Here is a 24,760-nt window from a genome sequence, read left to right as displayed (position 1 = left end):
GCGCTTTTTTTGTGTTGCAATACCACGTTGTGAAAAGTGCAATGAGGTGGCGCATGGCATTGGATATGTTGGGGGAACTTGAAGCCTTCGCGACGGTGGCTCGCAAGCGCAGCTTCGTCGCGGCAGCACGAACTCTGGGGCGCTCTCCCAGCGCGCTGACCCGCGCAGTTCAGGCCTTGGAGGAAAGTGTCGGAGTCAAGTTGTTCAATCGCTCCTCCAATGCCGTGAGCTTGACCGAGGCGGGTGAGCGCTTGTTGCCCCACGCCTACAAAATGCTGGATCTGCAACGTGAGGCGGATGAAGACCTGGCCGGCATCAGTGGCCAGGCCTACGGCTGGGTCCGCTTTTCCGCCCCCGAGTTTCTCGGGCACGGGGTATTGCCCCGGCTGATCGCGCGGTACGCCGAGCGTTATCCAGACGTGAACGTCGATGGGATTTTCACCGATGAAACCATCGACCCGGCCAAGAGCAAACTGGACTTCTCGATTCGCGGCGGCTATCCGCAATCCAGTGACCTGATCGGCTTTCCACTCTGGAGTTATTCACGTTATCTGTACGCCAGCCCCGAGTATCTGGAGCGGCACGGGATACCCGACTCCATCGAGGCGCTGGAGGCGCACTCGCTGATCCTGCACACGGCGCCGCGGATTCTCAAGGAGTGGAATTTTCGTAGTGAGACGCAGGCCATCAGCGTTCGGGCTCACCCCAAGTTCCGCTTCAACTCAGGTTCGGCGGCGTTCCAGGCGGCCCTGGCGGGCCTCGGCATCGCCCGCCTGGCGGACTGGCTGGCGGAGCCCGAAGTGGAAGCGGGGCGCCTGCTGCGGGTCTGTCCCCAGTACAAACTCACCTCCAGCAGCGGTGAGAGCCCGCAGATGCACGCGGTGTACCCGGCCGGGAATCTGCCGCTGCGGGTGAAGTCATTGCTGGAGATGATCCGTGGCTATGGCGAAAGCCTTGATCGAAAGCACGCAGTAACGCTCCAGGGTGGCTGATGCATCACCAATTGCGGACACAAAAAACGGGCGCCCTTCAAGTGCCCGTTTTTGTCTGCTCCATCGCTTGCGCCCGTAAGCGCCAAACGACCGGTTCTAACGCTTGATCAGGGAAATCTTGGTGCCTTCGATGCTGACGCCAGCCATTAACCCTTGCTGGTCGAAAATGAACGCGTAGGCATCGCCCTTCAGCGTCGTACTGGACAGATTTTTCGCCACACCCGCATCTACCAATACAACAGTGGGGCCTACGCCGATTTCCCAACCCTTGGTTTTACGTACATAGTCCACGGCTTTGTCGGTCATCAGGAAAACCGCATAGGCATACGACTGTGCGCCTGCCTGTAGCCCCCAGGACCCGGTTACGGTGTTGTAGTAATTCTCTACTTTCTTGTTCTTCAACAATACGCCTTCGCCGTAGCTGCCGCCGAATACAAGGCCCGCCTTGACGATATTCGGGAAGACAAGAATCGCTTTGGCATTGTGCGAAATGGATTCGGCCAGTGGTGTGGACTTGTAAAGAGTTTGCAACGCTTGCTGAGAGTCGGCATTCAGATCCTCAGCGGTTGCCGCACCTGCGGTGTTCAGGAAACTTGCCGATACCAGTGAAGCTGTCGCAAGGACGATCGATAAGAAGAACCGCATTGACTGAGTCATGTCAGGTACTCCAATACGGGAGCATTGGATGTCAGCAGCAGCCAGCACTTGCCCCGGCAGAATCCGGGCCTGCTGAAATTATCCGGCGCACCCTAAAGTGGTGTGAGCTACTGGCTTCGCCCTTGAATGAAGCAGGCCGGCGGCCTGTGATCAGTAGCGATGCCATCACTGGTTTCGACCTCTGCGTGTTGGCCGGGTTCGAAAAAAACAAAACGGGCGCCTGACGAGGCGCCCGTTTTCATTTATTCCGCGGCCTGCGCCCGCAAGCGTCTGCCGATCACATCCATCAAATCACAACCATCGCGCAACGGTATGGCCAGCAGTTTGGCAAAGTCCGACAGCACCACCGTGTCGCAACCGATCTCGGCGCGGAAGGCGATGTTTTCCAGCACCTGCGTGACCGCGCGGATGCGGTAGTCGGCCATGGCTTGCAGGACGTCGAGTGGGGCTTGGGTGTCGATGAGCAGGGAGGCCGGGATCAGGTCGATTCCGGTGAGGGGCATGTATCTATCCATAGGTGAAACTCCGAATCAGATTTAAAGGGACTGATCCGATCTGCAGGTCGCCAAACCTGGTCGCTTCGTGGGCGGCGGGGTGACTATAGGTTCTTCGCGCCAGTAGGGGGTAGGGGCGATTTCCGAGGTTGGTGTAGGACTTGTATGTAAAGCTGGCGTGATTAGTTTGGTTGAAAGTTGGAGCCCGGAGCATGCAGCGTTGCGTATCTGCTTAGCGCTCATTCGCACGGCGGATACGATTCGGGAAGTTCATACCATGGTGCCTTGGAGGCAACATGAATATGTTTCTGTTTCTGCGGTATGAAGGGAGTGTCCAGCGTGCCCAGAGCTACAGAAATCCAATGGGCGTACTCGCCTTGAATTCTTGACCAGAACAATGTCGAGCCACAGTGCGCACAGAACTGGCGAAGCACAGATTTGGACGAAGGGTAGGACTTGATATCAGATGCGCCGCTCAAGATCCGAAAGTCACTGCGTAGAACACTGCCGTAAGTAGCGAATGCCGCCCCGTGGCTTTTCCGACACTGGCCGCAATGGCAATGATTCACCGCTTTTGGCGGAACAAGCATCTCGTAACTCACCGCTGCACAAAGGCAGCTTCCCTGGTAAACCTTCGTCACTCACTCGACCTTCCGTGAAAAATAGAAGCTTAACGACCACGCACTCATCCGTCGATCGTTCGCTTTCGGCCTAGCCCGGAAGCAGCCATTACACATCCAAATCCACAAAATAGGAGCGCGTTGTTCCCAGTTCCGTAGCGTAGAATTTCCAAAACGCCAGCCCCCACCCGAGACGGACCCTCAATGCAAACCCCAGCCAAACCCCAACACCCCCTCTGGCAAACCTACCTCCTGTTCCTCGCCCCCATGGTCCTCTCCAACTTCCTCCAGTCCATGTCCGGCACCGTCAACAGCATCTACATCGGCCAATTGCTCGGCACCCAGGCGTTAGCGGCGGTATCGGGCATGTTCCCCGTGGTGTTCTTCTTCATCGCCCTGGTTATCGGCCTCGGTGCGGGCGCCGGGGTGTTGATTGGTCAGGCCTGGGGCGCCCGTGAGCCGCATCTGGTGAAGGCCATCGCCGGTTCGACGCTGCTGTTGGGGGCGATGATCGGGTTGGTGGCGGCGGTGTTGGGCAGTGTGTTTGCCCGGCCGGCGTTGCAGGGGTTGGGCACGCCGGCGGATGTGCTGGACGATGCGGTGGCGTATGCGCATGTGATGATGTGGATCTTGCCGTCGCTGTTGGTGTTTGTGTTGTTCACGCAGTTGCTGCGCGGGGTGAGCGATACGCTGTCGCCGTTGTTGGCGCTGGTGGTGTCGACGTGTGTCGGGCTGGCGCTGACGCCGGCGTTGATTCTCGGTTGGTTGGGGCTGCCGCCGATGGGGATTCAGAGTGCGGCGTGGGCGGGGTTGGTGGGTAACCTGTCGGCGATGGGGTGGCTGGCGTGGCGGTTGATTCGCAAGGGGCATCCGTTGGCGCCGGATCGGGAGATGTTTGCGGCGATGCGGCTCGACAGGGTCATCCTCGGCAAGGTGCTGCGCATCGGGCTGCCGACCGGGTTGCAGATGGTGGTGCTGTCGTTGTCGGAGTTGGTGATTCTGGCGCTGGTGAACCAGCACGGCTCCCAAGCGACGGCGGCGTACGGAGCGGTGACGCAGATCGTCAACTACGTGCAGTTCCCGGCGCTGTCGATTGCGATCACGGCGTCGATCCTTGGCGCGCAGGCAATCGGGGCAGGGCGCATTGAGCGCATGGGGGAGATTTTGCGCACCGGGTTGTTGATCAACGTGTGCCTGACCGGTGGCCTGGTGCTGTTGGGGTATCTGCTGTCGCACTGGTTGCTGGGGTTGTTCCTCACGGCGGATTCTACCCGGGCGATGGCCGAGCACTTGTTGCACATCATGCTCTGGAGCCTGCTGGTGTTTGGTTTTCAGGCGATTGTCGGCGGGATCATGCGCGCCAGCGGCACGGTGTTGGTGCCGGTAGCGGTGTCGATCGTTTGCGTGGTCGGGGTGCAGTTGCCGGTGGCGTATCTGCTGGATGCGCGCTTTGGGTTGCCTGGAGTGTGGATGGCGTTTCCGGTGGCGTATCTGGGCATGCTGATGCTGCAGACGCTGTATTACAAAATGGTCTGGCAGCATCAGAAGATCGAGCGGTTGGTCTAGGGGGCCTCTCAAGTATTGCTCTTGAGCCAGGTCTCGAAGCGTGTCGGCCCGACGATGGGGTGCTCGCCCGGCGTCAGCGAGTGGTCATCGATCGGCGCGCCGAAGTAGGGGACCGTGTCGTCCGGTTGGGCCTGGCGCGGGTCGTTGGTGTGTTGCAAAAACAAGCGCACGAACTCCACCAGCGGCCAGCGCTCAGGCCCGGCCACTTCCAGGGTGTTGTTGCTCGGCGCTTGCACGGCGACTTTCGCCAGCGCCGTCGCGACGTCGAACGCGGCAATCGGTTGCAACGCGGCGGAGGTCAAGCGCACGGTGTCGCCTTCCTGTACGCCCGAGTGGGAAATGGCCCCAATGAATTCGAAGAACTGTGTGGCCCGCAGGATTGTGTAAGGAATGCCTGAGTCCTTGATGAGTTGTTCCTGGGCCATTTTTGCCCGGAAATAGCCGCTGTCGAGCATGCGCTCGGTGCCTACTACCGACAGCGCGACATGGTGTTTGACCCCGGCGGCCTTCTCGGCGGCGAGCAGGTTGCGCCCGGAGGTTTCGAAGAACTCAAGCACTGCAGCGTCTTCGAAGGAGGGCGAGTTGGCCACGTCGACCACTACATCGGCGCCTTGCAAGGCGTTTTGCAAGCCCTCGCCAGTGAGGGCGTTGACGCCGGTGCTGGGTGACGCGGCCAGGGTTTCATGCCCCAGGTCTTGCAGGTTTCTGCAGAGCTGCCTGCCGATCAGCCCGGTACCGCCAATCACGACGATTTTCATGACGAGTCTCCCGATGCGTGTGCAGTGGGGTGCGAGGTGTCAGCCCCGCTTGGACGTCGTGTTTCTGGTCGGGGTGGGGGGCTGGCTTGGAATCCTGCAACCATTAAAGACCCGGAATCGGCTTAATGGCGCAAGGGGCGGGAAGTTGTCCGATAGGTGGTCAGTTCAGCCGTGATGCGATCCGTAGCAGCTGCCGAGCTTGCGAGGCTGCTGCTACGGATAGTTCCGGCACCATCCGGTGCAAAACCCATTATTGCTTCTGCTGATTCTCCGCCACAGCAGCCTTGGATTTGGAGAACCGATAGAACAGGTTGGGCTCGCTCACAATGTAGAGCTCGCCGGAGGTGTCCATGGTCATGCCTTCGGCTTGCGGTATGGTTTTTTTCAGGTCATTCAGGCCGAGCAGGGAGCGGAAGCTGACGAAGTTGCCGTCCTGGTCCAGTTCGGTCACGTTGCTGGACTGCTCGCTCAATAACAGCAAGTGACCGGTCCGCGGATCGTAGTAACCCTCGGAAAGGTCCAGGCCGGAGACGCTACGGTCGATCCAATGGGTCAAGTCCTGGATGTGCACCTGCAACGGGCTGCCGATGGACGCCAGCATGCCCGTGACCGTAAACAGCTGCCGCGGATCGCGCTCCTTGATCGCGAAGATACGATCATTGGCCGCGTCATAGGTCACGCCTTCAAAGCCCTTGTTGTGTTCGCTCAGGTTGATCTCGATGGCAACAAACGGGGTGTTCTCGACATGGATCGGGCCAGGGCTGTCCGGCAAGGTGACGACGTACAGTCGCTGCAACTGTTCATCGGCGATCACTACGCGACCGTTACCGAGGTAAGCAAGGCCTTCGGTGTCCTGGAAGCCGATCAGCGGGTAACGTTCAAGCAGATCACCGTTGCGGTTCATGGCCACAATCTGCATGGGCCCACCATTGGTGATGCCCAGCAGCCGATCATGGTCCGGGTCATAGGCGATGCCGGACAGATTGGTGATGTCCGCGACAGGCTTGGCCTGGATCACGGCTTTATAGTCCGGCAGCCAGATATTTTTATCGGGCGCCTGATTGCCATGCCAGAGGGTTTGCCAGTACGCATAAAGCTGCTGGTGGACCATGAAGCGTGCGGAAACCACGTAGGCGCCAAGTAGTACAACAATGAAAAATACTCCCAGCGTCCATCTCTTGCTCATGACCTGTCCTTGTCCCAGCTGAAGCGATAGACCTTGGCGGGTTGTCCGGGCTGGCATTGGCCGTTATCGGCATCGGCGCCCACGATCGACCACTGCGCACGAGATGTTTCGCCCAGCTCATGAGCGGCTTGGGGATTGAAACACTTGCTCAGCACATCGTCGGGGACCAAGGCGTAGGCGTCACGGTGTTCGCGCAGCCACTGCGCCGCCAGTTCGACCGTAGAGTTGGTCATCCCGAAATGCACGATCGGCTGCCGGGCGAATAACCAGTGGCCCTCGCGCCAGTTGACCAACACCAGATCGGCGCCGTGGGTCATGGTCGCCGCCTGCGCCATGATCGCTTCATGGGGGTTTTGACCTTCCTTGATCGGCTCGATAAACCCGCGGGCGAACCACAGAACAAACCAGGTCGCCACCAGCGCCTGGAATACCCGCATACCGCGCGGACGCTTTCCAAACCAGCGCTTAAGCAGCCAGGGAATCAGTGGCGCCGCCACCAGTACCAGACCGGGCAACGCCGGATAGATGTACAACTTGCGCTTGCCGGTGCTCAGGCAGAAAAACAGCACCACCAGCACGACCCAGCTCAGCAGCACCAGCACTCGACCGTCGTGCTTGCGCAGTTGCTTGCGCCAGGCCGGCACCAGCCACGGCAGGGCCAGCACCAATGGCAGCCAGTATTGCGGGATCACGTTGACGAAGAAGTACCAGAACGGTTCGCGATGGTCCCACGCGGCGGCATAGCGTCCCGCTGTCTGGCGCAGCAGGATTTCTCGCGCATAGGCGACTTCTTCAGCGGTGCCATTGAGCACGATGGACAGTGCCAGAGGCAGCAGCCAGATCGCGATGGCGCCGAGCGCCACCAAAAAGCCCAGGAACCACTTGCGCTTCTGGCCGGGCATGGCCACCACGCCGGACCAGTTTTTGCGCACCGCGTAGGCATACGGAATCAGCATCAAGGCCGGGACGAAGCCGACCCCTTTGGTGATGATGCCAATGCCCATGGCGGCGCAGCCTACGTAAAACCAGCGCCAGGCCGGCCCGAGCAGCAGGTGCCGTGCCAGTCCGTACAGACCCAGGGAGGTGAACAGAATCAACAGGCTGTCGATCTGGCCGGTACGCAGGATGCTATAAGTCTGATAGGTGGCCAGGTACAACAGCGCCGCTATTCGCCCAATGCGCTGATTCCACAGCCGACGGCCCAGGTCGTAGACCACGGCCGTGACCGTCGCCGCCGACAACATCCCCGGAATATACAGGGCGAGGGCGGGCAGGCCGGTGAGCCACGCGAAGAACGCCACCATCCACATGAAGACCGGCGGTTTATCGCCGTAGATCTCCGCAGCGCGGTGAGGGATGAACCACGACCCGTTGTGCAGCATCTCCAGCGCTACGCCGAGGAAACGTTCCTCGTCGACGTTTTGCGGTTGACGCAGCCCAAGGCCAGCGCCGATCAACAGCAAGGCAAGCAGCACCAGGCCCAGGCATTCGATGCTGGGCGACAGGTTTTTACGCATGGCTCAGTCCTTCAGGTGTTTGGTGCGGGCAATCAATTGCAAATTGCGCAGATAGACGATGGAACCAAAGGCCTGGCCGGCGATGAACACCGGGTCTGCCCGGTAAATGGCATAAGCGAGCAGCAGGGCGCTGCCGACAATGCTCAGGTACCAGAAACTCACCGGGATCACGCTGCGTTTTTTGTACTCGCTATACAGCCACTGCAGGATGAAGCGACCGGTAAAGGCGATCTGGCCAGCGAAGCCGACCACCAGCCACAGGGTTTCGCGGGAGAGGTTCATCCTTCGATCTCCTGCGCGTTGGTGTTCAACCGCGTGCGCTTGATCAGCCACCACACACCGAACAGGTCGAGAATACCCACCAGGGCGCGGTCGATGTTGCCGTATTTGGACACCCCGGCGGTGCGGGGCCGGTGGTTGACCGGGTGGACGATCATTCGGCCGTTGTGACGCTGGATCAGCGCGGGAATGTACCGATGCATGTGGTCGAAGTACGGCAGGCGCAGAAACGCCGCGCGCTCGATCAGCTTCAGCCCGCAACCGGTGTCCGGGGTATCGTCATTAAGCAGGCGGCGACGCAGCCCGTTGGCGAAACGCGAAGCCCAGCGTTTGCTTGCGGTATCGCGGCGGTTGACCCGGTGCCCGGCCACTAGCTGAACGTCGACCAGACCCTTTTCACCGCGCACCAGCGCCAACATCCCGGGGATGTCCGCAGGGTCGTTTTGACCGTCGCCATCAAGCGTGGCCAGCCATTGCCCCCGGGCGGCGATTGCCGCGTGGTAGAGCGAGGTGCTTTGCCCCAGCGAGCGCTCATGGCGCAGGATGCGCAACGCGTCCAGGCCATTGTTTTTCAGCTGCCGCAGTTCATGCAGGGTGGAGTCGGTGCTGCCATCGTCCACCACAATGATTTCGTAGGCCTCATCGGCCAATGCGGCGCGGACTTCCTCAAGTAACGGCTTGAGGTTGTTTGCTTCGTTCTTTGCTGGAATCAGTACAGATACAAAAATGTCTTGGCTCATAGAGTCCCCCCCTTGCTCCTTGGTCTTTTATTTATCAAGGGCTCGATTCATATCTGATAGAAGTGGCGATACCACTTCACAAATTCTGCTACACCGGTCTCGACCGTCACTTGAGGACGGAAGTCGACCCACTCGGCCAGTGCCGAAATATCGGCCCAGGTCTTGACCACATCGCCTGCCTGTAGCGGCATAAAATTACGTTGGGCCTTGATGCCCAGCGCCGATTCCAGGCAGTCGACAAACTCCAGCAGCGGCACGGGTTGGCCACGGCCGATGTTGAAAATCCGGTTGACGCCAGCGCCCGGCTCGTTCGGCACCGGTGGCTTGGAGCGCAGGCGGGCGATGCTTTCGACGATATCGTCGACATAGGTGAAATCGCGCGACATCTGGCCATGGTTATAGATGTCGATCGGCAAACCTTTGATGATCGCCTCGGTAAACTTGAACAGCGCCATGTCGGGGCGCCCCCAAGGTCCGTAAACGGTAAAAAAGCGCAATCCGCTGGCTTTCAGGCCATAGAGATGGCAATAGCTGTGTGCCAGCAGTTCATTGGAGCGTTTGGTGGCGGCGTACAGCGAAATGGGATGATCGACGGCGTCTTCGACGCTGAACGGCATTTTGCTGTTGGTGCCGTACACCGAGCTGCTCGAGGCATAGATCAGATGTGCGGGGCGATGGTGCCGGCAAGCTTCCAGCACATTCAGAAAACCCACCAGATTGGACTGCGCATAAACATCCGGGTTGTCCAGTGAATAGCGAACACCCGCCTGGGCGGCCAGGTGCACAACCTCGGTAAAAGCGTGAGTTTCGAACAGCGCCATCAAGGCCGGTTTGTCGACGATGTCCATGGCCTGGAAGCGAAAACCCGGCAAGGACCCCAGCTCCTTGAGCCGCGCGTGTTTGAGTTCTACGCTGTAATAGTCGTTGAGATTGTCGATACCGACGACTTCAAGGCCTTCTTGACACAAACGCTTGACGGTGTGATACCCGATGAAACCGGCGGCGCCAGTAACCAGAACAGTCATGAGGCCTGCGCCTGTGCGTGACTGATTCCGATTCTGCGCAAAGGACGCTTTTGCATCACAATACAATCCCCTGTAAGTACTCGTACTCGCTGATCAGTATATTTTTTGGGCTTGTTACCACCATTGGCTCCATGCCTTGCTCCATTGTATTGGTAAAGCCCTGTGCGGTGCTCATCATGAGCCGCAGAACTCGCAGCCGTATACCCTGCCAGTTGGATTGTAAAAAAAACGTTAAGTATTTACTTCGTTTTTCTGACCGTCTGCTTAAAAACGTGCTGCTGTGAGGGTGCTCACAACGCGGCGCCCAGCATTTGCAGGTAGTTGGGGCTCTCGGAGATCGAGTTGTGGCCCGTGTCCGGTATGACCTGCAGCGATGCTACACCCTTGGCGAAATGCGTGTAGAGCTGGTCTGTGCTTGCGCGCGGTACGACTTCGTCGTGCTCGGCCGCAACCAACAGCGTCGGGACCGTGATATGAGCGGCGTATTTCCAGGACTCGAACTTGTCCTGCAACAGCCATTTCACCGGGAACCAGGGAAACTGGCGGGCGGCGAGGTCTTCAAGGCTGTTGTAGGGCGTGATCAGGATCAGCCGCGACGCCGGTCGCTGGCTGGCCAGGCGCACGGCAACGCCTGAACCCAGGCTGCGCCCGATCACTGCAATATCGGGATGGCTGTTGTAGACATAGTCGAACAAGGTCATGGCATCACGCTGAATCGCCTCCTCGGACGGCGACCCGGTACTGCCTCCGTAACCTCGGTAATGCAGCAAGTAGATCGCATGATCCGCAAACGCCTGCGAAAACCCGGGCAGGCTGCGGGAAACGTCCTCGGCATTGCCACCAAAGTAGATCAACGCCTTCGGCCCGTCGTGTGGCCTGACGGTCACCAGCACCTGCGCGTCGGCGACTGACAAGGCAAGAAGTGATTCGGGTGTGCCGATGGCGCGAGGTTGCGGGTAGTAGATGAGGGCCCGTTGAAACACGAACAGCGCGACGCAGAGCAGCAGGTATGCAACGGCAAGGAAAGCGAAGAGAGACACCGGGGTTCGCGACATTCGGCTAAGTTTAGTGGACGGCATGGACTGCTTCGGGCCTTGAGACAGCTATTGCTGGAGCGTCGCCAGAGTGTAGTCCAGCAATTTCAGCTGTGCAGAAGCGCCGCCCAATGCCCGTGTGGGTGCGAGCACCTGTGGCGAGGGGGCTCGCCCCCGTTCGACTGCGTAGCAGTCGTAAATCCGTTGCATGCGGAGTACCTGATACACCGCGACTGCAGGTTTTGGGGCCGCTTCGCAACCCAACGGGGGCAAGCCCCCTCACCACACATGAGGCAAGAACATGCTGACCCGAGCGATTCCTTCCAGCAACGAGCCGTTGCCCATCGTCGGGTTGGGCACGTATCGCGGTTTTGATGTGGCGCCTTCCGATACCGCTTACAAACAACTGCACGCGGTGCTCAATGCGTTGTTCGAGAAGGGTGCAAAGGTGATCGACAGTTCGCCCATGTACGGTCGCGCCGAGCAGACCACCGGTGAGTTGCTGTCGATCCATCAACCGCGCTCGCCAGCATTCCTGGCCACCAAGGTCTGGACCCGTGGCCGCGAAGAAGGCATCGCGCAGATGGAGCAGTCGTTCAAGCTGTTGCAGACCGACCGGATCGACCTGATGCAGATTCACAACCTGCAGGACTGGAAAACCCATTTGCCGACCTTGCGTCAATGGAAGGCAGAAGGGCGCATCCGCTACATCGGCATCAGCCATTACACGGCGTCGGCCTACGACGAAGTGGAGGCGGTGTTGAAAGCCGAACCGATGGATTTTTTGCAGATCAACTATGCCCTGGACGACCGCGCTGTCGAGAAGCGAATCCTGCCGCTGTGTCGTGAGCGCGGTGTGGCGGTGATCTGCAATCGGCCCTTCGGTGGCGGCGGCCTGATCGCTCGATTGAAAGGCAAACCGCTACCGGGATGGGCTGCGCAAGTGGGGATCAACAGCTGGGCGCAACTGGCGCTCAAGTTCCTGCTGGCTCATCCGGCGGTGACCTGTGTCATCCCCGGCACCAGCAACCCGCGCTACATGACGGAAAACGCCGGTGCAGGTAGAGGACCGATGCTCACGGATGCGCAGCGCCAGCAATTGATTGCGCTGGTGGGTTGACGGCTACCTTGTAGCAGCTGCCGAGCAGCGCGAGGCTGCGTTCGGCTGCGCAGCAGTCGTGAGTCCGACTGACGCGGTCTGCCTGATGCACCGCAAGCTCTGGTTTGACGACGGCTTCGCCGCCGAACGCAGCCTCGCAGGCTCGACAGCTGCTACAGGCTTACGGCGGCCGGCATTACCTGCGCCATCTCCAGCGGAATCTCCAGGGTAAAAACCGCTCCCTGGCCGGGGCCGTCGCTATGGACGCTAAGGTGGCCGTTCATTTCCACCGCCGCGAGCGCGCAGCTGTGCAGGCCGAATCCATGGCCTTCCTTGCGCGTGGTGAAGCCGTGATTGAAGATGCGGGTCATGTTCTCGGCGGCGATCCCTTCGCCCTGATCCTCTACGCTGAAGCGCAGCGTTGCGTTATCGATAATCCTGACGCCCAGCGTCATACGGCGCTCATGATCGCTGACCCTGGACATCGCATATTTGGCATTGCTGATCAGGTTTATCAGGATCAGCAGCAGTCGGTGTTTGTCGCCGATGATGGTCGGTGTGGCCTGGTAGTCTTTAATGACGGTGACATGGTGTCGACTCAAGGCGCCGGAATTCATGCGTAACGCATCTTCGAACAGATCGACGACATTCAACGGCTCGACCAGCCTGGCGGCGCCGGCATAGGCCTGTTGGGTGGCAACAATATCCTTGATGTGATCGATGCTCTTGGTGAGTTGCGCCAGCTCGTCAACGATGCTCGATTGCTCGGCCGCGATGGAATCCACCAGTTGATTGAAGTAAAGGGGCAGCAGTTTGCCTTTTTCATCGTGCGTCATGAACTGACCCAGGTCTTCGGCATGTTCATTGATCATTTTTACCGCTTTGCCCAGGCCGAGGGTTTTGCTGGTCGATAATTTGCGGGTGATCAATTCCGCGGAGACGTTAACGCTATTCAACACATTACCGACGTTGTGCAGCACGTTGGTCGCGATCTCTGCCATACCGGCCATCCGCGCGGCGTCGATCAGTTCGCGCTCGGCTTCAAACAGTTCGCGGGTGCGTTCCTCGACCCGTTGCTCCAGCCGCTCGTTCGCTGTCTGCAATTGGTTGTTCATCTTGTTGATCAGCGCATAACTGCGAATCAGACGGGCGGCCAGGTACAGCAACAGCAGCGCCATGATGCCGGCGCAGATCCCCAGGTAGAGGTGGTATTGGCGGTCTGTCGCGGCTGTGCGCCGTTGTGTCTCGTTCAATAACTCGTTGATGCTGTCCAGTTGCTGTGCAACCGGAATGACACTGATGCGATCAACCAGGTCATTGACGATGGGCTGCTCTCGCACAATGGCATTCACAGCGTCTACGAGTGCAGTGAAAGTCGGGCGCCGTTCAGGCGGCAGTTGATTGATGTACTCATTCAGATATTCCAGATGCCCGGAGATTTCTTCGGCCCGTTCGCTGCTGACATAGAGGGCGTATTCAAGGGTGTCCAAGGTAAGGTCGAACACCACTGAGGCCGCCCGGGCATCCACCGACGAGAGTTTGTCGTTGGAATCTTCCTGCAACACCCGAATGGCATCTTCCAGCGTAGGCAGGGCCTCGAATGCTGTTCGCAAGGCCGTGTTGTGCTGTTTGAATTGCTCAACCAACCGGGCTTTGTTTTCTACCGCCTCCAGATAACCCTGGCGTCGGGTTTGCCAAAGGGTCGGGAGCGGGCCGACAGCGTTGAGGTTATCGAGCTGTTGCCAGCGCTCTTCCGCTTCAGGCGGCGCCACCAGCAACAGGTTGTTGTTCATGCCGATTTTGGCTCGCAGGAGCTTCACGTTCCAATTGGCATCGTATTGCTTGAGTTGACGAACGAAGTCGCGCGACTCGAAGTAGGTCGATGTGTCGTACGAGTAGGATTTGATCAGCAAAAATATCAGTACGCTGAAGAGGGTCAGTGCAATGGCTGCCAAGGCAGACCATTTGTAATGATTAGAAATCTGCATGGCGGCATTCCTCCCTGATACAGGCTGTCCTGAGAGAGAGAGGCTGCCAACGGTCAATTAATTCCATTTTTTGCGCTCCCTGCAGAATGACGAGGCATCGCCACGTCATCCGTAAGCCTAGCGTTGTTGGTGGACGGTGCCGGAAAAAACACCGAACGGCAGGGGCGAGCGTCAGGGGACGAGCACGATCGCCCCTTTGACCTGACCGGCCCGCAGGCTTGCCAGCGCCTGATTGGCATCGTCCAGGGCAAAACAGGTGACGTCGCTGTGCACGGGCGTATGACGCAGCTCTGCAAAAAACGCCGTGCCGTCTTCGCGGGTCAGGTTCGCCACCGAGCGGACGCTGCGTTCGCCCCACAACAGTCGATAGGGGAAGCTGGGGATGTCGCTCATGTGGATGCCGGCGCAAATCACACAACCGCCCTTGACGCTGGCCTCCAGCGCCAGCGGCACCAGCGCACCGACGGGGGCGAAGATCAGGCTGGCGTCGAGCGGATGCGGTGGTGGCTGATCTGAAGGGCCTGCCCACACGGCTCCCAGAGTCCGGGCATAAGCCTGGCCCTCGCTGTCGCCCGGTCGAGTGAAGGCGTACACCTGCTGCCCCCGGCCCCGCGCCACCTGAATCGCCAGATGCGCCGCCGCGCCGAAGCCATAGAGGCCCAGGTGGCGTGCACCTTTGGCCATTTGCAAGGCGCGAAAACCGATCAGCCCGGCACACAGCAGCGGTGCGGCTTCGGTGGTCGAGAGCGCGTCCGGGAGGGGGAAACAGAAGTGGGCATCGGCAACCGTGTAGTCGGCATAACCGCCATCCCGATGACAGCCGGTGAACTGTGCCCGGTCGCAGAGGTTTTCACGGCCCGAGCAGCAAAACGTGCACTCACCGCACGTCCAGCCAAGCCAGGGAACGCCGACGCGCTTGCCGACCCAGTCGGGCGAAACGTCGCCACCCACCGCTGTCACTTCACCGACGATTTCATGGCCCGGCACCCGCGGCAGCACTGCTTGCGGCAGTTCACCGTCCACTAAATGCAGGTCGGTGCGGCACACGCCACAGGCCAAAACCTTGATCAACAGTTGCTGCGCGCCGGGCTGCGGCACGGGACGTTCTTCGCGTTGCAGCGGCTGGCCGGGGGCATGCAGAACCATGGCGCGCATGACGATTCTCCAAAAGCCGATGCACCGCAAGGCGTTACAGGGGGGATTCCCGGTGGCAGCCGGCGACCAGTTGCTTGAGCCCGTCCAGATTCAGCACTTTGACGTTACGCCCGGAAATCTCGACCAGTTCCGAGTCCCGTAGATGAGCGATGCCCCGACAAATGGTTTCCAGACGCAGGCCCAGATAGGAGCCGATCTCTTCGCGACGCATCTTCAGCACAAAGTCTCGGGACGAGTACCCCCGAATGCTCAGCCGTTGCGACAGGTTCAGCAGGAAGGCGGCCAGGCGTTCATCGGAGTTCATGTTGCCCATCATCATCAGCAGGTTGTGCTCCCGGACGATTTCCCGGCTCAGGATCTTGTTCATGTTGTGCTGCAACGAGGGCAGCTCCAGGGCGAGTTTCTCCAGTTGGGCGAAGTTGAAGGGGCAGACTTCGCTGTCCTCCAGGGCAAAGGCACTGCAGGTGTGATGATCGTCGCTGATAGCGTCCAGACCGAGCATCTCGCCGGGGATCTGAAACCCGGTGACCTGCTCGCGGCCATCGACCGACAGCATGCTGGTCTTGAATGAGCCGATCCGCACCGCGTAGAGCGAGCGCAACGGATCGCCGGCCCGGTACAGGGCTGCACCTTTTTTAACCTTTACACGCTGAATGATCAGGGTATCCAGCCGTTCGACTTCGTGGCTGCTCAAGCCAATCGGCAGACACAACTCCAGAACGCTGCAATTGGCACACGCGGCTTTCAGATAATGATGTTGATACGGCCGAGTTTCAGGCATCGCAATAATTCCCCCTGACAGGAGCCTAGAGCATAGTTCGGATCGGCATTTCAATCAGGTGTTTAACCAGGTGCAATCGACGAGCGGGAAAAGGTTTATCCCCTGTTGAACCGGGACGGGTCACGCAAGGTTGATGTAAATCAAGTCTTAGGCCGTGCAGACACCCAGAATCGACGCATGTCTCCCGGTTTACCGAGGCCCTGGCGGAGGACGTCATGAGCGATTTTCTGAGTGCCGAGCAGCTGGAAGGGCTGGATGCCTACTGGCGGGCGTCCAATTACCTGGCGGTCGGGCAGATCTACCTCAAGGACAATCCGCTGATGGCGGTGCCGCTGACACTGGCGGATGTAAAGCCACGGTTACTGGGGCACTGGGGCACGACGCCGGGGTTGAACCTGATCTATACGCACCTCAATCGCCTGATCACGGCCCACGACCTGAACATGATCTTCATCGCCGGCCCCGGGCATGGCGGGCCGGCCATCGTGGCCCAGACCTACCTGGAAGGCACGTACACCGAGCTCTACCCGTCGGTGGGGCGCAATACCAATGGCCTGGCCCGACTGTTTCGGCAGTTTTCCTGGCCCTATGGCATTTCCAGCCATGTGTCGGCGCAGATTCCGGGGTCGATCCATGAAGGCGGCGAGCTGGGCTACAGCCTGGCCCATGCCTATGGCGCTGCGTTCGACAACCCGGACCTGATCGTGGCGTGTGTGATTGGCGACGGCGAGGCGGAAACCGGGGCGCTGGCGGCCAGTTGGCATTCCAACAAGTTTCTCAACCCGGCGCGTGACGGGGCGGTGTTGCCGATTCTGCATTTGAACGGATACAAAATCGCCAACCCGACGGTGCTCTCCAGCATCAGCGAGGAGGAGTTGTCGGCGTTGATGTACGGCTATGGCTACGACCCATATTTCGTCGAAGGCGATGACCCGGCAGAGGTTCATCAAACCCTGGCCAGAACGCTGGACACCATCGTGCAGGAGATTCGCGACATTCAGCGGGGCGCGCGTCAACGATCGTCGTCCCGGACGCTGGAGCGGCCCCTGTGGCCGATGCTGATCTTGCGCACGCCCAAGGGCTGGACGGGGCCGACATTCGTCGATGGCCAGCGGGTCGAAGGCACCTGGCGGGCGCATCAAGTGCCCTTGGCCGACTTCCAGCAGCCGCAGCATCTGCGGCAACTGGAGGAATGGCTCCGCAGCTACCGCCCCGACGAATTGTTTGACGCCAATGGCACCCTGTTGCCCGAGATCGCGGCGTTGGCGCCGACCGGCCATCGGCGAATGAGCGCCAACCCCCACGCCAACGGTGGGCTGCTGTTGCGCGCGCTGGATCTGCCACGGTTCACCCAGTACGCGGTGAACGTCGAGGCGCCCGGTGGCCTGCGGGCAGAGGCCACGCGGGTGCTGGGCCGGTTTTTGCGCGACGTGATGAAATGCAACCTGACGTCGAGCAATTTTCGCCTGTTCGGCCCGGATGAAACCGCCTCGAACCGGCTGGATGCGGTGTATGAAGTCAGTGCCAAGGCGTGGATGGAGCCGCTGGGGCCTGATGACGTCAATCTGTCGGCCGATGGCCGGGTGATGGAGATTCTGAGCGAACAGGTGTGCGAAGGCTGGCTCGAAGGTTATTTGCTGACCGGCCGGCATGGGGTGTTTTCCTGTTACGAGGCGTTCATCCACATCGTCGACTCGATGTTCAACCAGCATGCCAAATGGCTGAAAACCGCCGCCGAAGTGCCATGGCGCAAACCCGTGGCCTCGCTCAACTATGTGCTCACCTCCCATGTCTGGCGCCAGGACCACAACGGTTTTTCCCATCAGGACCCGGGGTTCATCGACCTGGTGGCGAACAAAACGGCGGACGTGGTGCGGATCTACCTGCCGCCCGATGCCAATTGCCTGCTGTCAGTGGCCGATCACTGCCTCAGGAGCCGCAACTACATCAACGTGATCGTGGCCGGCAAGCAACCGGAGTGGCAGTGGCTGGACATCGATGCCGCCATTCGTCATTGCCAGGCCGGTATCGGACGCTGGGACTGGGCCTGCCGCGATGACAGCGATCCGGACGTGGTGATGGCCTGTGCCGGCGACGTTCCGACCCTGGAAACCCTGGCGGCGGTCACTTTGCTGCGCGAATACGTGCCGGATCTGCGGGTGCGGGTGGTCAATGTCGTCGACCTGATGGTCCTGCAGCCGTCGTACCACCATCCCCACGGTTTGCCCGACAGCGCCTTCGATGAATTGTTTACCGTCGACCGGCCGGTGATCTTTGCCTTCCACGGCTACCCCGCGCTGATCCACCGGCTGCTGTACAAGCGCACCAATCATGAAAACTTCCATGTTCGCGGCTTCAAGGACGAGGGGGCGACCACCACGCCGTTCGACATGGCAGTGCTCAATAATCTGGATCGGTATCAGTTGGCCCTGGATGTCATCGAGCGCGTGCCCCGGCTGCACGATCAACTCCAGACCGCCCGGGCGCGTTACTGGGCGACGATGGAGAAACACAAGCTTTACCTCATCGAACACGGGCAGGACATGCCCGAAGTGATGGAGTGGCAATGGACGCCTGCGCCGGGCAATCAGGGCTGATGGACGGCGCCCGGCGCTATTTGCTCTTCCAGTACTTCTGCATCTCCAGAAACAGGAACGAAGCGGTCCAGGAAATCAGCACCAGCCCTGTCAGTGCCTCCAACCCGGTCAGGTACTTGAGGTTTCCCATGGGTGAAATGTCGCCGAAACCGATGGTCGTGAACGTGGTGAAGGAAAAGTACACGCAGTCCATGAACGAACCATCGAAATTGCCGCTCAGGCTGCCCCATTCGCTGGAGCGGATCAGCAGGTAATAGACCAGCGCGAAACACCAGACCTCTAACGCATGGGCCGCCATCGCGCCGAATACCCCGACGACGATCCGGAAGCGGCTCCAGAGTTTGAGCCTGGGCAGCCAATCGTTCAGACGCAGCAGGCATTCGTAGTGGATCACCACCGTGATGACCACCACCAACGTGTTGATCAGCGTGACTGCGAACATGATGATCCTTCAGCGATGGGGGCAGGGCGCCGTATCCGGGCGATTGATCGGTGCGTCACGGTGCGGGTAATGCCGGGGTGGGCTTGAGTGGCATCAGCGGCGGGAACTCCTCGGGCGTGAGGGTTTCCTTTTCCAGCAACAGACGGGCACCCTCATCCAAGTCGGCCCGACGACTCTGAAGCAGCGCCTTGGCCCGCTGGTAGGCTTCATCGAGCAGAGCGCGAATACCCAGGTCGATTTCCCGGGCGGTCTGTTCCGAATAATCCTTTTCGCCCATCGTGGCCATGCGATCTCCCAGGTACGTTGGGGTTTGCTTTTCCAGCACCGACTGGCCGAGCTCAGGGCTCATGCCGAAGCGGGTGATCAATTGCCGGGCGATATCGGTCGCGCGGCCCAGATCGTCGGCGGCTCCGGTGGAGATCTGGCCGTAGACAAGGTCCTCGGCGGCGCGTCCGGCCATCAGCACGACAATCCGGTCCTTGAGTGTCTGGCAACTGATCAGGAAGTGATCCTCGGTCGGTCGCTGCAAGGTATAGCCCAGCGAGCCGATGGCCCGGGGCACGATCGACACTTTATGCACCGGGTCCATGGCTGGCAGGCTGCTCGCGGCCAGGGCATGCCCCATCTCGTGATAGGCCACCACCCGGCGCTCGTCGGGATCGAGCAGGTTGCTCTTGCGTTCGAGCCCTGCGATAAGGCGTTCTACCGCGGCCGTGAAGTCATTCAGGTTGACGGCATCGGCGCCGCGGCGGGTGGCGACGATGGCCGCTTCGTTCACCAGGTTGGCCAGGTCGGCGCCGGTGAAACCGGTGGTGATTTCGGCGATACGTGCGCCATCGAGCCCTGGTTCCACGGTGATTTTCTTGAGGTGAACCTTGAGGATCGCTTCCCGGCCTCTGCGATCGGGGCGGTCGATCAGAATCTGCCGGTCGAAGCGCCCGGCGCGCAACAACGCCGGATCAAGGACCTCCGGCCGGTTGGTCGCAGCCAGCAATACCACGCCCTCACGCGGATCGAAGCCGTCCAGTTCGGCCAGTAACTGGTTCAGGGTCTGTTCTTTTTCGTCATTGCCGCCTAACACGCCGACGCCACGCATCTTGCCCAGCGCATCGAGTTCATCAATGAAGATGATGCAGGGCGACGCCTGGCGGGCCTGTTCGAACAGGTCACGGACCCTGGCCGCACCGACCCCGACGAACATTTCGACAAATTCGGACCCCGAAATCGAGAAAAACGGCACACCGGCTTCACCGGCGATGGCTTTGGCCACCAGTGTCTTGCCGGTGCCTGGCGGGCCGACCAGCAAGGTGCCCTTGGGAATGTGCGCGCCCAGGCGTGCGTATCGGGCCTTGTCCTTGAGGAACGAGACGATTTCCACCAGTTCGGCCTTGGCTTCGTCAATGCCCGCGACATCGGCGAAGGTCACTCCGGTGTCGCGTTCGACAAAGATCCTGGCCCGCGACTTGCCGACATTCATCAACCCGCCAAGGCCTTGTTTGTCCGCCATCCCGCGAAACAGGAAATGCCAGAACACCATGATCATTATGAACGGCAACAACCAGCCCAACAGGCTGTTCATAAAGGTGTTTTCGTTGACTCCGGTAAAGCCGACGCCCGATTGGGAGAGTTCGGTCGCCAGCGACGGATCGACCCGCACCGTGGAGAACCGGTCGCGTCCGTCGATGGGCTCCACCAATTTGCCGCTGATCCGGTCCTTGTCGATCTGCAAGTCACTGACTTTTTGCTCGTTCAACAATTGCATGAACTGGCTGTAGGGCAGGGGCTGCACGGCCTGGCGCTCGACAAAGAAGACCTGCATGAGGCCCATGACGATAAAAGCGATCGCCAAGTAGGACAGGTTCCACTGGTCGTTCTTTTTCATGGCCTTGGCTCAGAGTGGGAACGCATATCGGTAAGCCCGCGGCCAACCCGTTTTATAAAGATAGCCTGCTTCAGCTTCTCCCTCGCGCAGGGCGCCGGATGATGTGCACAGAGACCTCAGGTCTGGATCACCTCACCTCGTGCCGGTCATTCAGGAAACGGTGGCTGGGCAGGCGATTCCTTTTCTGGAATATCCGTCATGGTCGCCTCGGTGAGCAGCAGGACACTGGCGACCGACACGGCATTTTCCAGGGCAATGCGTACCACTTTGGTCGGGTCGATGATGCCGGCTTCGTACATGTCCACATAACAATTGGTTGCCGCATCGAAGCCCACGTTGCCCGGTTCGGCGAGCATCCGGGCAATGACCACGCCGGCATCCACCGCCGAGTTTTCAGCGATGAACCTGGCCGGTGCTTCCAGAGCCCGGCGCAGAATCTGCAGGCCGGTTTTGACATCGCCCTCATGGTTGGCTTCTTCGGCTGCAATCATCGGCACGGCTTTGAGCAGGGCCAGACCGCCCCCCGGAACAATGCCTTCGGCGATCGCCGCCCGGGTCGCGGAAATCGCGTCGTCGAGTGCATCCTTGCGCGATTTCATTTCCGCTTCGGAAGGCGCGCCGACGCGGATCACCGCCACGCCGCCAGACAGCCTGGCCAGGCGTTCCTGCAGTTTTTCCCGGTCGTAATCGCTGGTGGTGTTGTCCATTTGCACGCGGATCTGTTGCAGGCGCGCCTCGATAGCCTCGCGTGCACCTGCGCCGCCAATCAGCGCGGTGCTGTCTTTTTGCACCACGACGCGATGAGCCCGGCCCAACTGGCTCAATTCCACCTGTTCGAGGTTGATCCCCAGCTCATTGGAGATCACGGTTGCGCCGGTCAGAACGGCAATGTCCTGAAGCATTTCCTTGCGTCGATCACCGAAGCCTGGCGCCTTGATCGCCACTGCGCGCAATACCCCCCTAATCTGGTTGACCACCAGCGTGGTCAACGCTTCACCCTCTATGTCGTCGGCGATCAGGACCAGTGGCTGGCCACTTTTGGCAATCAGTTCCAGCAATGGCAGCAGGTCTTTGAGCACCCCGATCTTATGGTCACAGAGCAGCAGGTAGGCATCGTCGAGTTCGGCCTGCATCTTCTCGGTATCGGTCACGAAGTAGGGCGAGACATATCCACGATCCAGACGCATCCCTTCCATGACCTCGACCACTGTTTCGGTGGTCTTGGACTCTTCGACACTGACCACGCCTTCAATGCCGACCTTTTCCAGAGCGTCGGCCACCAGTTGACCGATGACCGCGTCGTTATGGGCCGAAAGCGTGGCCACTTGGGCCTTTTCCTTGGGCGTGCTGACCGGGCGCGATTGCGCCAGCAGTGATTGCATGACCAGAGAAAGCCCCCGGTCCATACCGCGCTTGAGGTCGATCGCACTGGCACCGGCGACGACGTTGCGGATGCCGTCAGCCAGGATTGCATGGGCCAGGACCGTCGATGTGCTGGTCCCGTCCCCCACGGCCTCGCCGGTGCGTTCCGCCGCCTGACGCAGCATTTGCGCACCCAGATTCTCCTCGGGGTCCAGCAGGTCGATCCGTTTGGCAATTGTCACGCCATCGTTGCAGACCGTCGGATTGCCCCATTTATTCTGGATCAACACCGATTTCGATTTCGGTCCCAGAGTCACCCGGACAGCGTCCGCCAATTGTGTGGCTCCGCTGAGGATTTTCTCGCGAGCGCCAGCACGAAACAGGATTTTAGTGTGAGCCATCAGGTTGTTCTCCTGAAGAGTTCTGCATTGTTTCAGCTTCTATGAAATGGCAGGTGCAGCGTTGATTTTTATCAACAAAGTCACATAGGCAGGCGTGCAGTCGCAGTACGTACCGTTCGGATGATCGACCGTCGGTTGTTGGCCCGAATTGACAAATATCAACCTGCGCCGCAGCAAACCGGGCCCAAATGAAATCTTCAAATCCACCGTGTTTTCAGTGGACCGGACGGGAAGGGGGGGCGATTTGAAAACACGGTTCGCGTGGGATTTTTAGCCAACTCATTTGCGAGGAAAGACCATGGACAAGTTTCAGCAGAGTCAGAAAAACCAGCTGTTCAAAACACCGGCCCATGATCCTTATTGCTTGCCGAAAATCGAAGGCTCTGCCGTCTGCCCGCAGTGTGGGGCCGCTTACCAGGCAGGTAACTGGACCTGGAAAGTTCCTGAAAACACGGTGGTTCATGATGCGCAATCAGTGACCTGTCCAGCCTGTCAGCGTACCAATGACAACAAGCCGGCGGGTACGCTCACGCTATCGGGCAGCTTCTTGGCCGCGCATCGAAGCGAGATCATCAACCTGATCGAAAACACCGAGAAAAACGAAAAAGCGGAGCATGCCCTGGAGCGCATCATCAGCCTGGCCGACTCCGAAGGCGCGCTGGTTGTAACCACCACGGGCATCCATCTCGCGAACCGCCTGGGTCATGCACTGAAAGCGGCCTTCAAAGGGCACGCCGATTATCAGTACAGCGATGATGAGTTCGGGGTGAACATCGACTGGACGCGTGACGAGTAGAACCGGGCGAGGGTGTACTCGACGCTACGAACTTGAACAAGTGACAGGAGGTCGGGATCGTTTACTGGTACTTGCGGGAGGAGTACGACCATGATCGCCAATGATTCAACGACACAATTTTCTGCCTGTTCTGAATCAATCAATCGATGTTCGGTGCTCTTTGCTGAGGCCGACCAACTGAGTAAACAAGCCTATGCGTTGTTGAGTGAGCCTGTTTCGACCCAGACGATACAGCGATTTTCTGCAGCGAAAAAACTGGCGGATGACAAATACCGTCAAGCCCACCAGGAATGGTTGAAAACCATCAGCAAGAGCGACTCATGATGGAGGGCTGCTGCCGGTAGCCTGCCCGGCGAAGGTATTTGATTTATATCAACGCCAAAGCGATTCCAACGGAGGACTCTGGGTTGACGCTGGTGCCTGGTCCAGCGAGGGCGCACCGACCGCGCCCTCGCAACAGGCCATGACGCGTTGAAGCCCACCTGCCTGGAGTCAGATCATGAGCCAGTATCAACGGTTGTTATTGATCATCAACCCGGCCCTGCGCCAGTCTCCTGCGATACAACATGCGGCGGCCCTGGCCAAGGCCAGCGGGGCACGTTTGCATATCGCTGCCTTGATAAAGTCGTTGGATATTCTGTCGCTGCTTGAAGAGGGCGTGCGGGAAACGGCGCGGGAGACCTACTTGCAGGACCACCGCGACTGGTTGAAGTATCAGGCAAAAAATATCCGTGGCCTGGGGATCGAGGTGACGGCAGAAGTGGCCTGGGCCGATGACCTGCAGCAGGACATTCTGGATCACGTCACGGAAATGCAGCCCGACCTGTTGATCAAGGAGGTTCAGCATGAATCGGCGCTCAAGCGCGCGTTCTTCACCCCGCTGGATTGGCACTTGCTGCGCCACTGCCCGGTGCCGGTCTATCTGGTGGGCGGCGGTGGCCATACCTTGCCGCACAAGATCGTGGCCGCCGTTGACGCTTCGGGTACCGATGCCGACAAAGAGTTGAATGACCGGATCATCCAGCAGGCCAATGGCCTTGCGCTGCAGTGCAATGCCGAGTTGCACTTGCTGTACGCCTGCGACACGACAGACTATCTGGGCGATATGGGCGGCGGTGGCCTGACTCTGTCGCAGCTGACCAAGCAGCTGCGCAGGGAACTGGAAAAATCGTTCCTGGCGCTGGCCGGTCGGTACGGTGTGGCCTCTGACCGTCGGCATTTCATTCTGGGGCACCCGGTCTCGGCGCTGAGTGAGTTTGCCGAGGCAAATCAGGTGGACGTGATCGTGATGGGCAGAGTCCAGTCCCATGGATTGAACAAACTGGTGGGCAGCACGACCGAACATATTCTGTATCAGGTGCCATGCAGCGTCCTGGCGGTCTAGGGACA

23 protein-coding genes are annotated in these 24,760 nt (G+C 59.6%); 7 read left to right on the top strand and 16 right to left on the bottom strand.

What is annotated here, in order from left to right; genetic code table 11:
- Positions 1-53 precede the first annotated feature (53 nt).
- Positions 54-992: a LysR family transcriptional regulator gene (locus AF70_RS20565; RefSeq protein ID WP_019582023.1), complete on the top strand. Its 939-nt coding sequence runs from the start codon at positions 54-56 to the stop codon at positions 990-992.
- Positions 993-1,088: 96 nt separating this feature from the next.
- Here AF70_RS20565 and AF70_RS20560 read toward each other — a convergent pair whose 3' ends face one another.
- The 3 genes from AF70_RS20560 to AF70_RS20550 all read right to left on the bottom strand — a co-directional run bounded on the left by AF70_RS20560 (position 1,089) and on the right by AF70_RS20550 (position 2,784).
- A complete protein-coding gene (locus AF70_RS20560; protein ID WP_018928229.1) occupies positions 1,089-1,649 on the bottom strand; it encodes a YSC84-related protein in 561 nt (186 codons plus the stop codon).
- A 242-nt stretch (positions 1,650-1,891) separates the two neighbouring features.
- Positions 1,892-2,164, bottom strand: a complete 273-nt coding sequence (locus AF70_RS20555) for a hypothetical protein (protein WP_026331910.1) — start codon at positions 2,162-2,164, stop codon at positions 1,892-1,894.
- Positions 2,165-2,382: 218 nt separating this feature from the next.
- Positions 2,383-2,784, bottom strand: a complete 402-nt coding sequence (locus AF70_RS20550) for a GFA family protein (RefSeq protein ID WP_081791051.1) — start codon at positions 2,782-2,784, stop codon at positions 2,383-2,385.
- Positions 2,785-2,967: 183 nt separating this feature from the next.
- Between AF70_RS20550 and AF70_RS20545 the strand changes: the two genes are divergently transcribed.
- A complete protein-coding gene (locus AF70_RS20545) occupies positions 2,968-4,329 on the top strand; it encodes an MATE family efflux transporter (protein ID WP_028939750.1) in 1,362 nt (453 codons plus the stop codon).
- An 8-nt stretch (positions 4,330-4,337) separates the two neighbouring features.
- On the opposite strand, the gene AF70_RS20540 is transcribed toward AF70_RS20545, so the two are convergent.
- The 7 genes from AF70_RS20540 to AF70_RS20510 all read right to left on the bottom strand — a co-directional run bounded on the left by AF70_RS20540 (position 4,338) and on the right by AF70_RS20510 (position 10,913).
- Positions 4,338-5,087 carry an SDR family oxidoreductase gene (locus tag AF70_RS20540; RefSeq protein ID WP_028939749.1) on the bottom strand — a complete coding sequence of 250 codons (750 nt, stop codon included), beginning with the start codon at positions 5,085-5,087 and terminating at the stop codon, positions 4,338-4,340.
- Between the two features lie 250 nt (positions 5,088-5,337).
- Complete coding sequence (locus AF70_RS20535; RefSeq protein ID WP_028939748.1) at positions 5,338-6,273, bottom strand: SdiA-regulated domain-containing protein; 936 nt, start codon at positions 6,271-6,273, stop codon at positions 5,338-5,340.
- Positions 6,270-7,790, bottom strand: a complete 1,521-nt coding sequence (locus AF70_RS20530; RefSeq protein ID WP_019582029.1) for a glycosyltransferase family 39 protein — start codon at positions 7,788-7,790, stop codon at positions 6,270-6,272. Before AF70_RS20530 ends, AF70_RS20535 begins: the two co-directional genes overlap by 4 nt.
- A 3-nt stretch (positions 7,791-7,793) precedes the next feature.
- Positions 7,794-8,072: a lipid-A-disaccharide synthase N-terminal domain-containing protein gene (locus tag AF70_RS20525; RefSeq protein ID WP_018928220.1), complete on the bottom strand. Its 279-nt coding sequence runs from the start codon at positions 8,070-8,072 to the stop codon at positions 7,794-7,796.
- Entirely contained in the window at positions 8,069-8,809 is a 741-nt protein-coding gene (locus AF70_RS20520; protein ID WP_019582030.1) for a glycosyltransferase family 2 protein, read from the bottom strand. Before AF70_RS20520 ends, AF70_RS20525 begins: the two co-directional genes overlap by 4 nt.
- Positions 8,810-8,856: 47 nt before the next feature.
- The gene (locus tag AF70_RS20515) at positions 8,857-9,834 is read right to left on the bottom strand and encodes an NAD-dependent epimerase (protein WP_028939747.1); all 978 of its coding nucleotides are present in this window, start codon (positions 9,832-9,834) and stop codon (positions 8,857-8,859) included.
- A 290-nt stretch (positions 9,835-10,124) separates the two neighbouring features.
- A complete protein-coding gene (locus tag AF70_RS20510) occupies positions 10,125-10,913 on the bottom strand; it encodes an alpha/beta hydrolase (RefSeq protein WP_026331911.1) in 789 nt (262 codons plus the stop codon).
- Positions 10,914-11,169: 256 nt separating this feature from the next.
- Between AF70_RS20510 and AF70_RS20505 the strand changes: the two genes are divergently transcribed.
- A complete protein-coding gene (locus tag AF70_RS20505) occupies positions 11,170-11,988 on the top strand; it encodes an aldo/keto reductase (protein ID WP_019582034.1) in 819 nt (272 codons plus the stop codon).
- Between the two features lie 152 nt (positions 11,989-12,140).
- On the opposite strand, the gene AF70_RS20500 is transcribed toward AF70_RS20505, so the two are convergent.
- From AF70_RS20500 to fnr, 3 genes are all read right to left on the bottom strand, one after another.
- Complete coding sequence (locus tag AF70_RS20500; RefSeq protein WP_028939746.1) at positions 12,141-13,955, bottom strand: DAHL domain-containing protein; 1,815 nt, start codon at positions 13,953-13,955, stop codon at positions 12,141-12,143.
- A 171-nt stretch (positions 13,956-14,126) separates the two neighbouring features.
- A complete protein-coding gene (locus AF70_RS20495) occupies positions 14,127-15,110 on the bottom strand; it encodes a zinc-dependent alcohol dehydrogenase family protein (RefSeq protein WP_028939745.1) in 984 nt (327 codons plus the stop codon).
- Between the two features lie 34 nt (positions 15,111-15,144).
- Entirely contained in the window at positions 15,145-15,891 is a 747-nt protein-coding gene (fnr, locus tag AF70_RS20490; protein ID WP_018928212.1) for a fumarate/nitrate reduction transcriptional regulator Fnr, read from the bottom strand.
- 215 nt (positions 15,892-16,106) lie between these two features.
- Between fnr and AF70_RS20485 the strand changes: the two genes are divergently transcribed.
- On the top strand, positions 16,107-18,488 hold the full coding sequence (locus AF70_RS20485; protein ID WP_028939744.1) for a phosphoketolase: 2,382 nt from the start codon (positions 16,107-16,109) through the stop codon (positions 18,486-18,488).
- A 16-nt stretch (positions 18,489-18,504) separates the two neighbouring features.
- Here AF70_RS20485 and AF70_RS20480 read toward each other — a convergent pair whose 3' ends face one another.
- The 3 genes from AF70_RS20480 to groL all read right to left on the bottom strand — a co-directional run bounded on the left by AF70_RS20480 (position 18,505) and on the right by groL (position 22,575).
- Positions 18,505-18,930 (bottom strand): potassium channel family protein, encoded by a 426-nt coding sequence (locus AF70_RS20480; RefSeq protein WP_019582039.1) that lies wholly within the window; start codon positions 18,928-18,930, stop codon positions 18,505-18,507.
- A 55-nt stretch (positions 18,931-18,985) separates the two neighbouring features.
- On the bottom strand, positions 18,986-20,812 hold the full coding sequence (ftsH, locus tag AF70_RS20475) for an ATP-dependent zinc metalloprotease FtsH (RefSeq protein ID WP_028939743.1): 1,827 nt from the start codon (positions 20,810-20,812) through the stop codon (positions 18,986-18,988).
- Between the two features lie 146 nt (positions 20,813-20,958).
- Positions 20,959-22,575 carry a chaperonin GroEL gene (groL, locus tag AF70_RS20470; RefSeq protein WP_028939742.1) on the bottom strand — a complete coding sequence of 539 codons (1,617 nt, stop codon included), beginning with the start codon at positions 22,573-22,575 and terminating at the stop codon, positions 20,959-20,961.
- Positions 22,576-22,873: 298 nt separating this feature from the next.
- On the opposite strand from groL, the gene AF70_RS20465 reads away from it, so the two are divergent.
- The 3 genes from AF70_RS20465 (at position 22,874) to AF70_RS20455 (ending at position 24,755) form a co-directional block, all read left to right on the top strand.
- A complete protein-coding gene (locus AF70_RS20465) occupies positions 22,874-23,371 on the top strand; it encodes a BCAM0308 family protein (RefSeq protein ID WP_028939741.1) in 498 nt (165 codons plus the stop codon).
- Positions 23,372-23,461: 90 nt separating this feature from the next.
- Entirely contained in the window at positions 23,462-23,695 is a 234-nt protein-coding gene (locus tag AF70_RS20460) for a hypothetical protein (RefSeq protein ID WP_028939740.1), read from the top strand.
- A 175-nt stretch (positions 23,696-23,870) separates the two neighbouring features.
- The gene (locus tag AF70_RS20455; protein WP_028939739.1) at positions 23,871-24,755 is read left to right on the top strand and encodes a universal stress protein; all 885 of its coding nucleotides are present in this window, start codon (positions 23,871-23,873) and stop codon (positions 24,753-24,755) included.
- The last annotated feature ends 5 nt before the right edge of the window (positions 24,756-24,760 follow it).

This window comes from Pseudomonas sp. KD5, from assembly GCF_012932895.1.
GTDB lineage: Bacteria > Pseudomonadota > Gammaproteobacteria > Pseudomonadales > Pseudomonadaceae > Aquipseudomonas.
The sequence above is the reverse complement of the archived record's forward strand: the minus strand, read 5'-3'. Positions and strand labels throughout refer to the sequence as shown.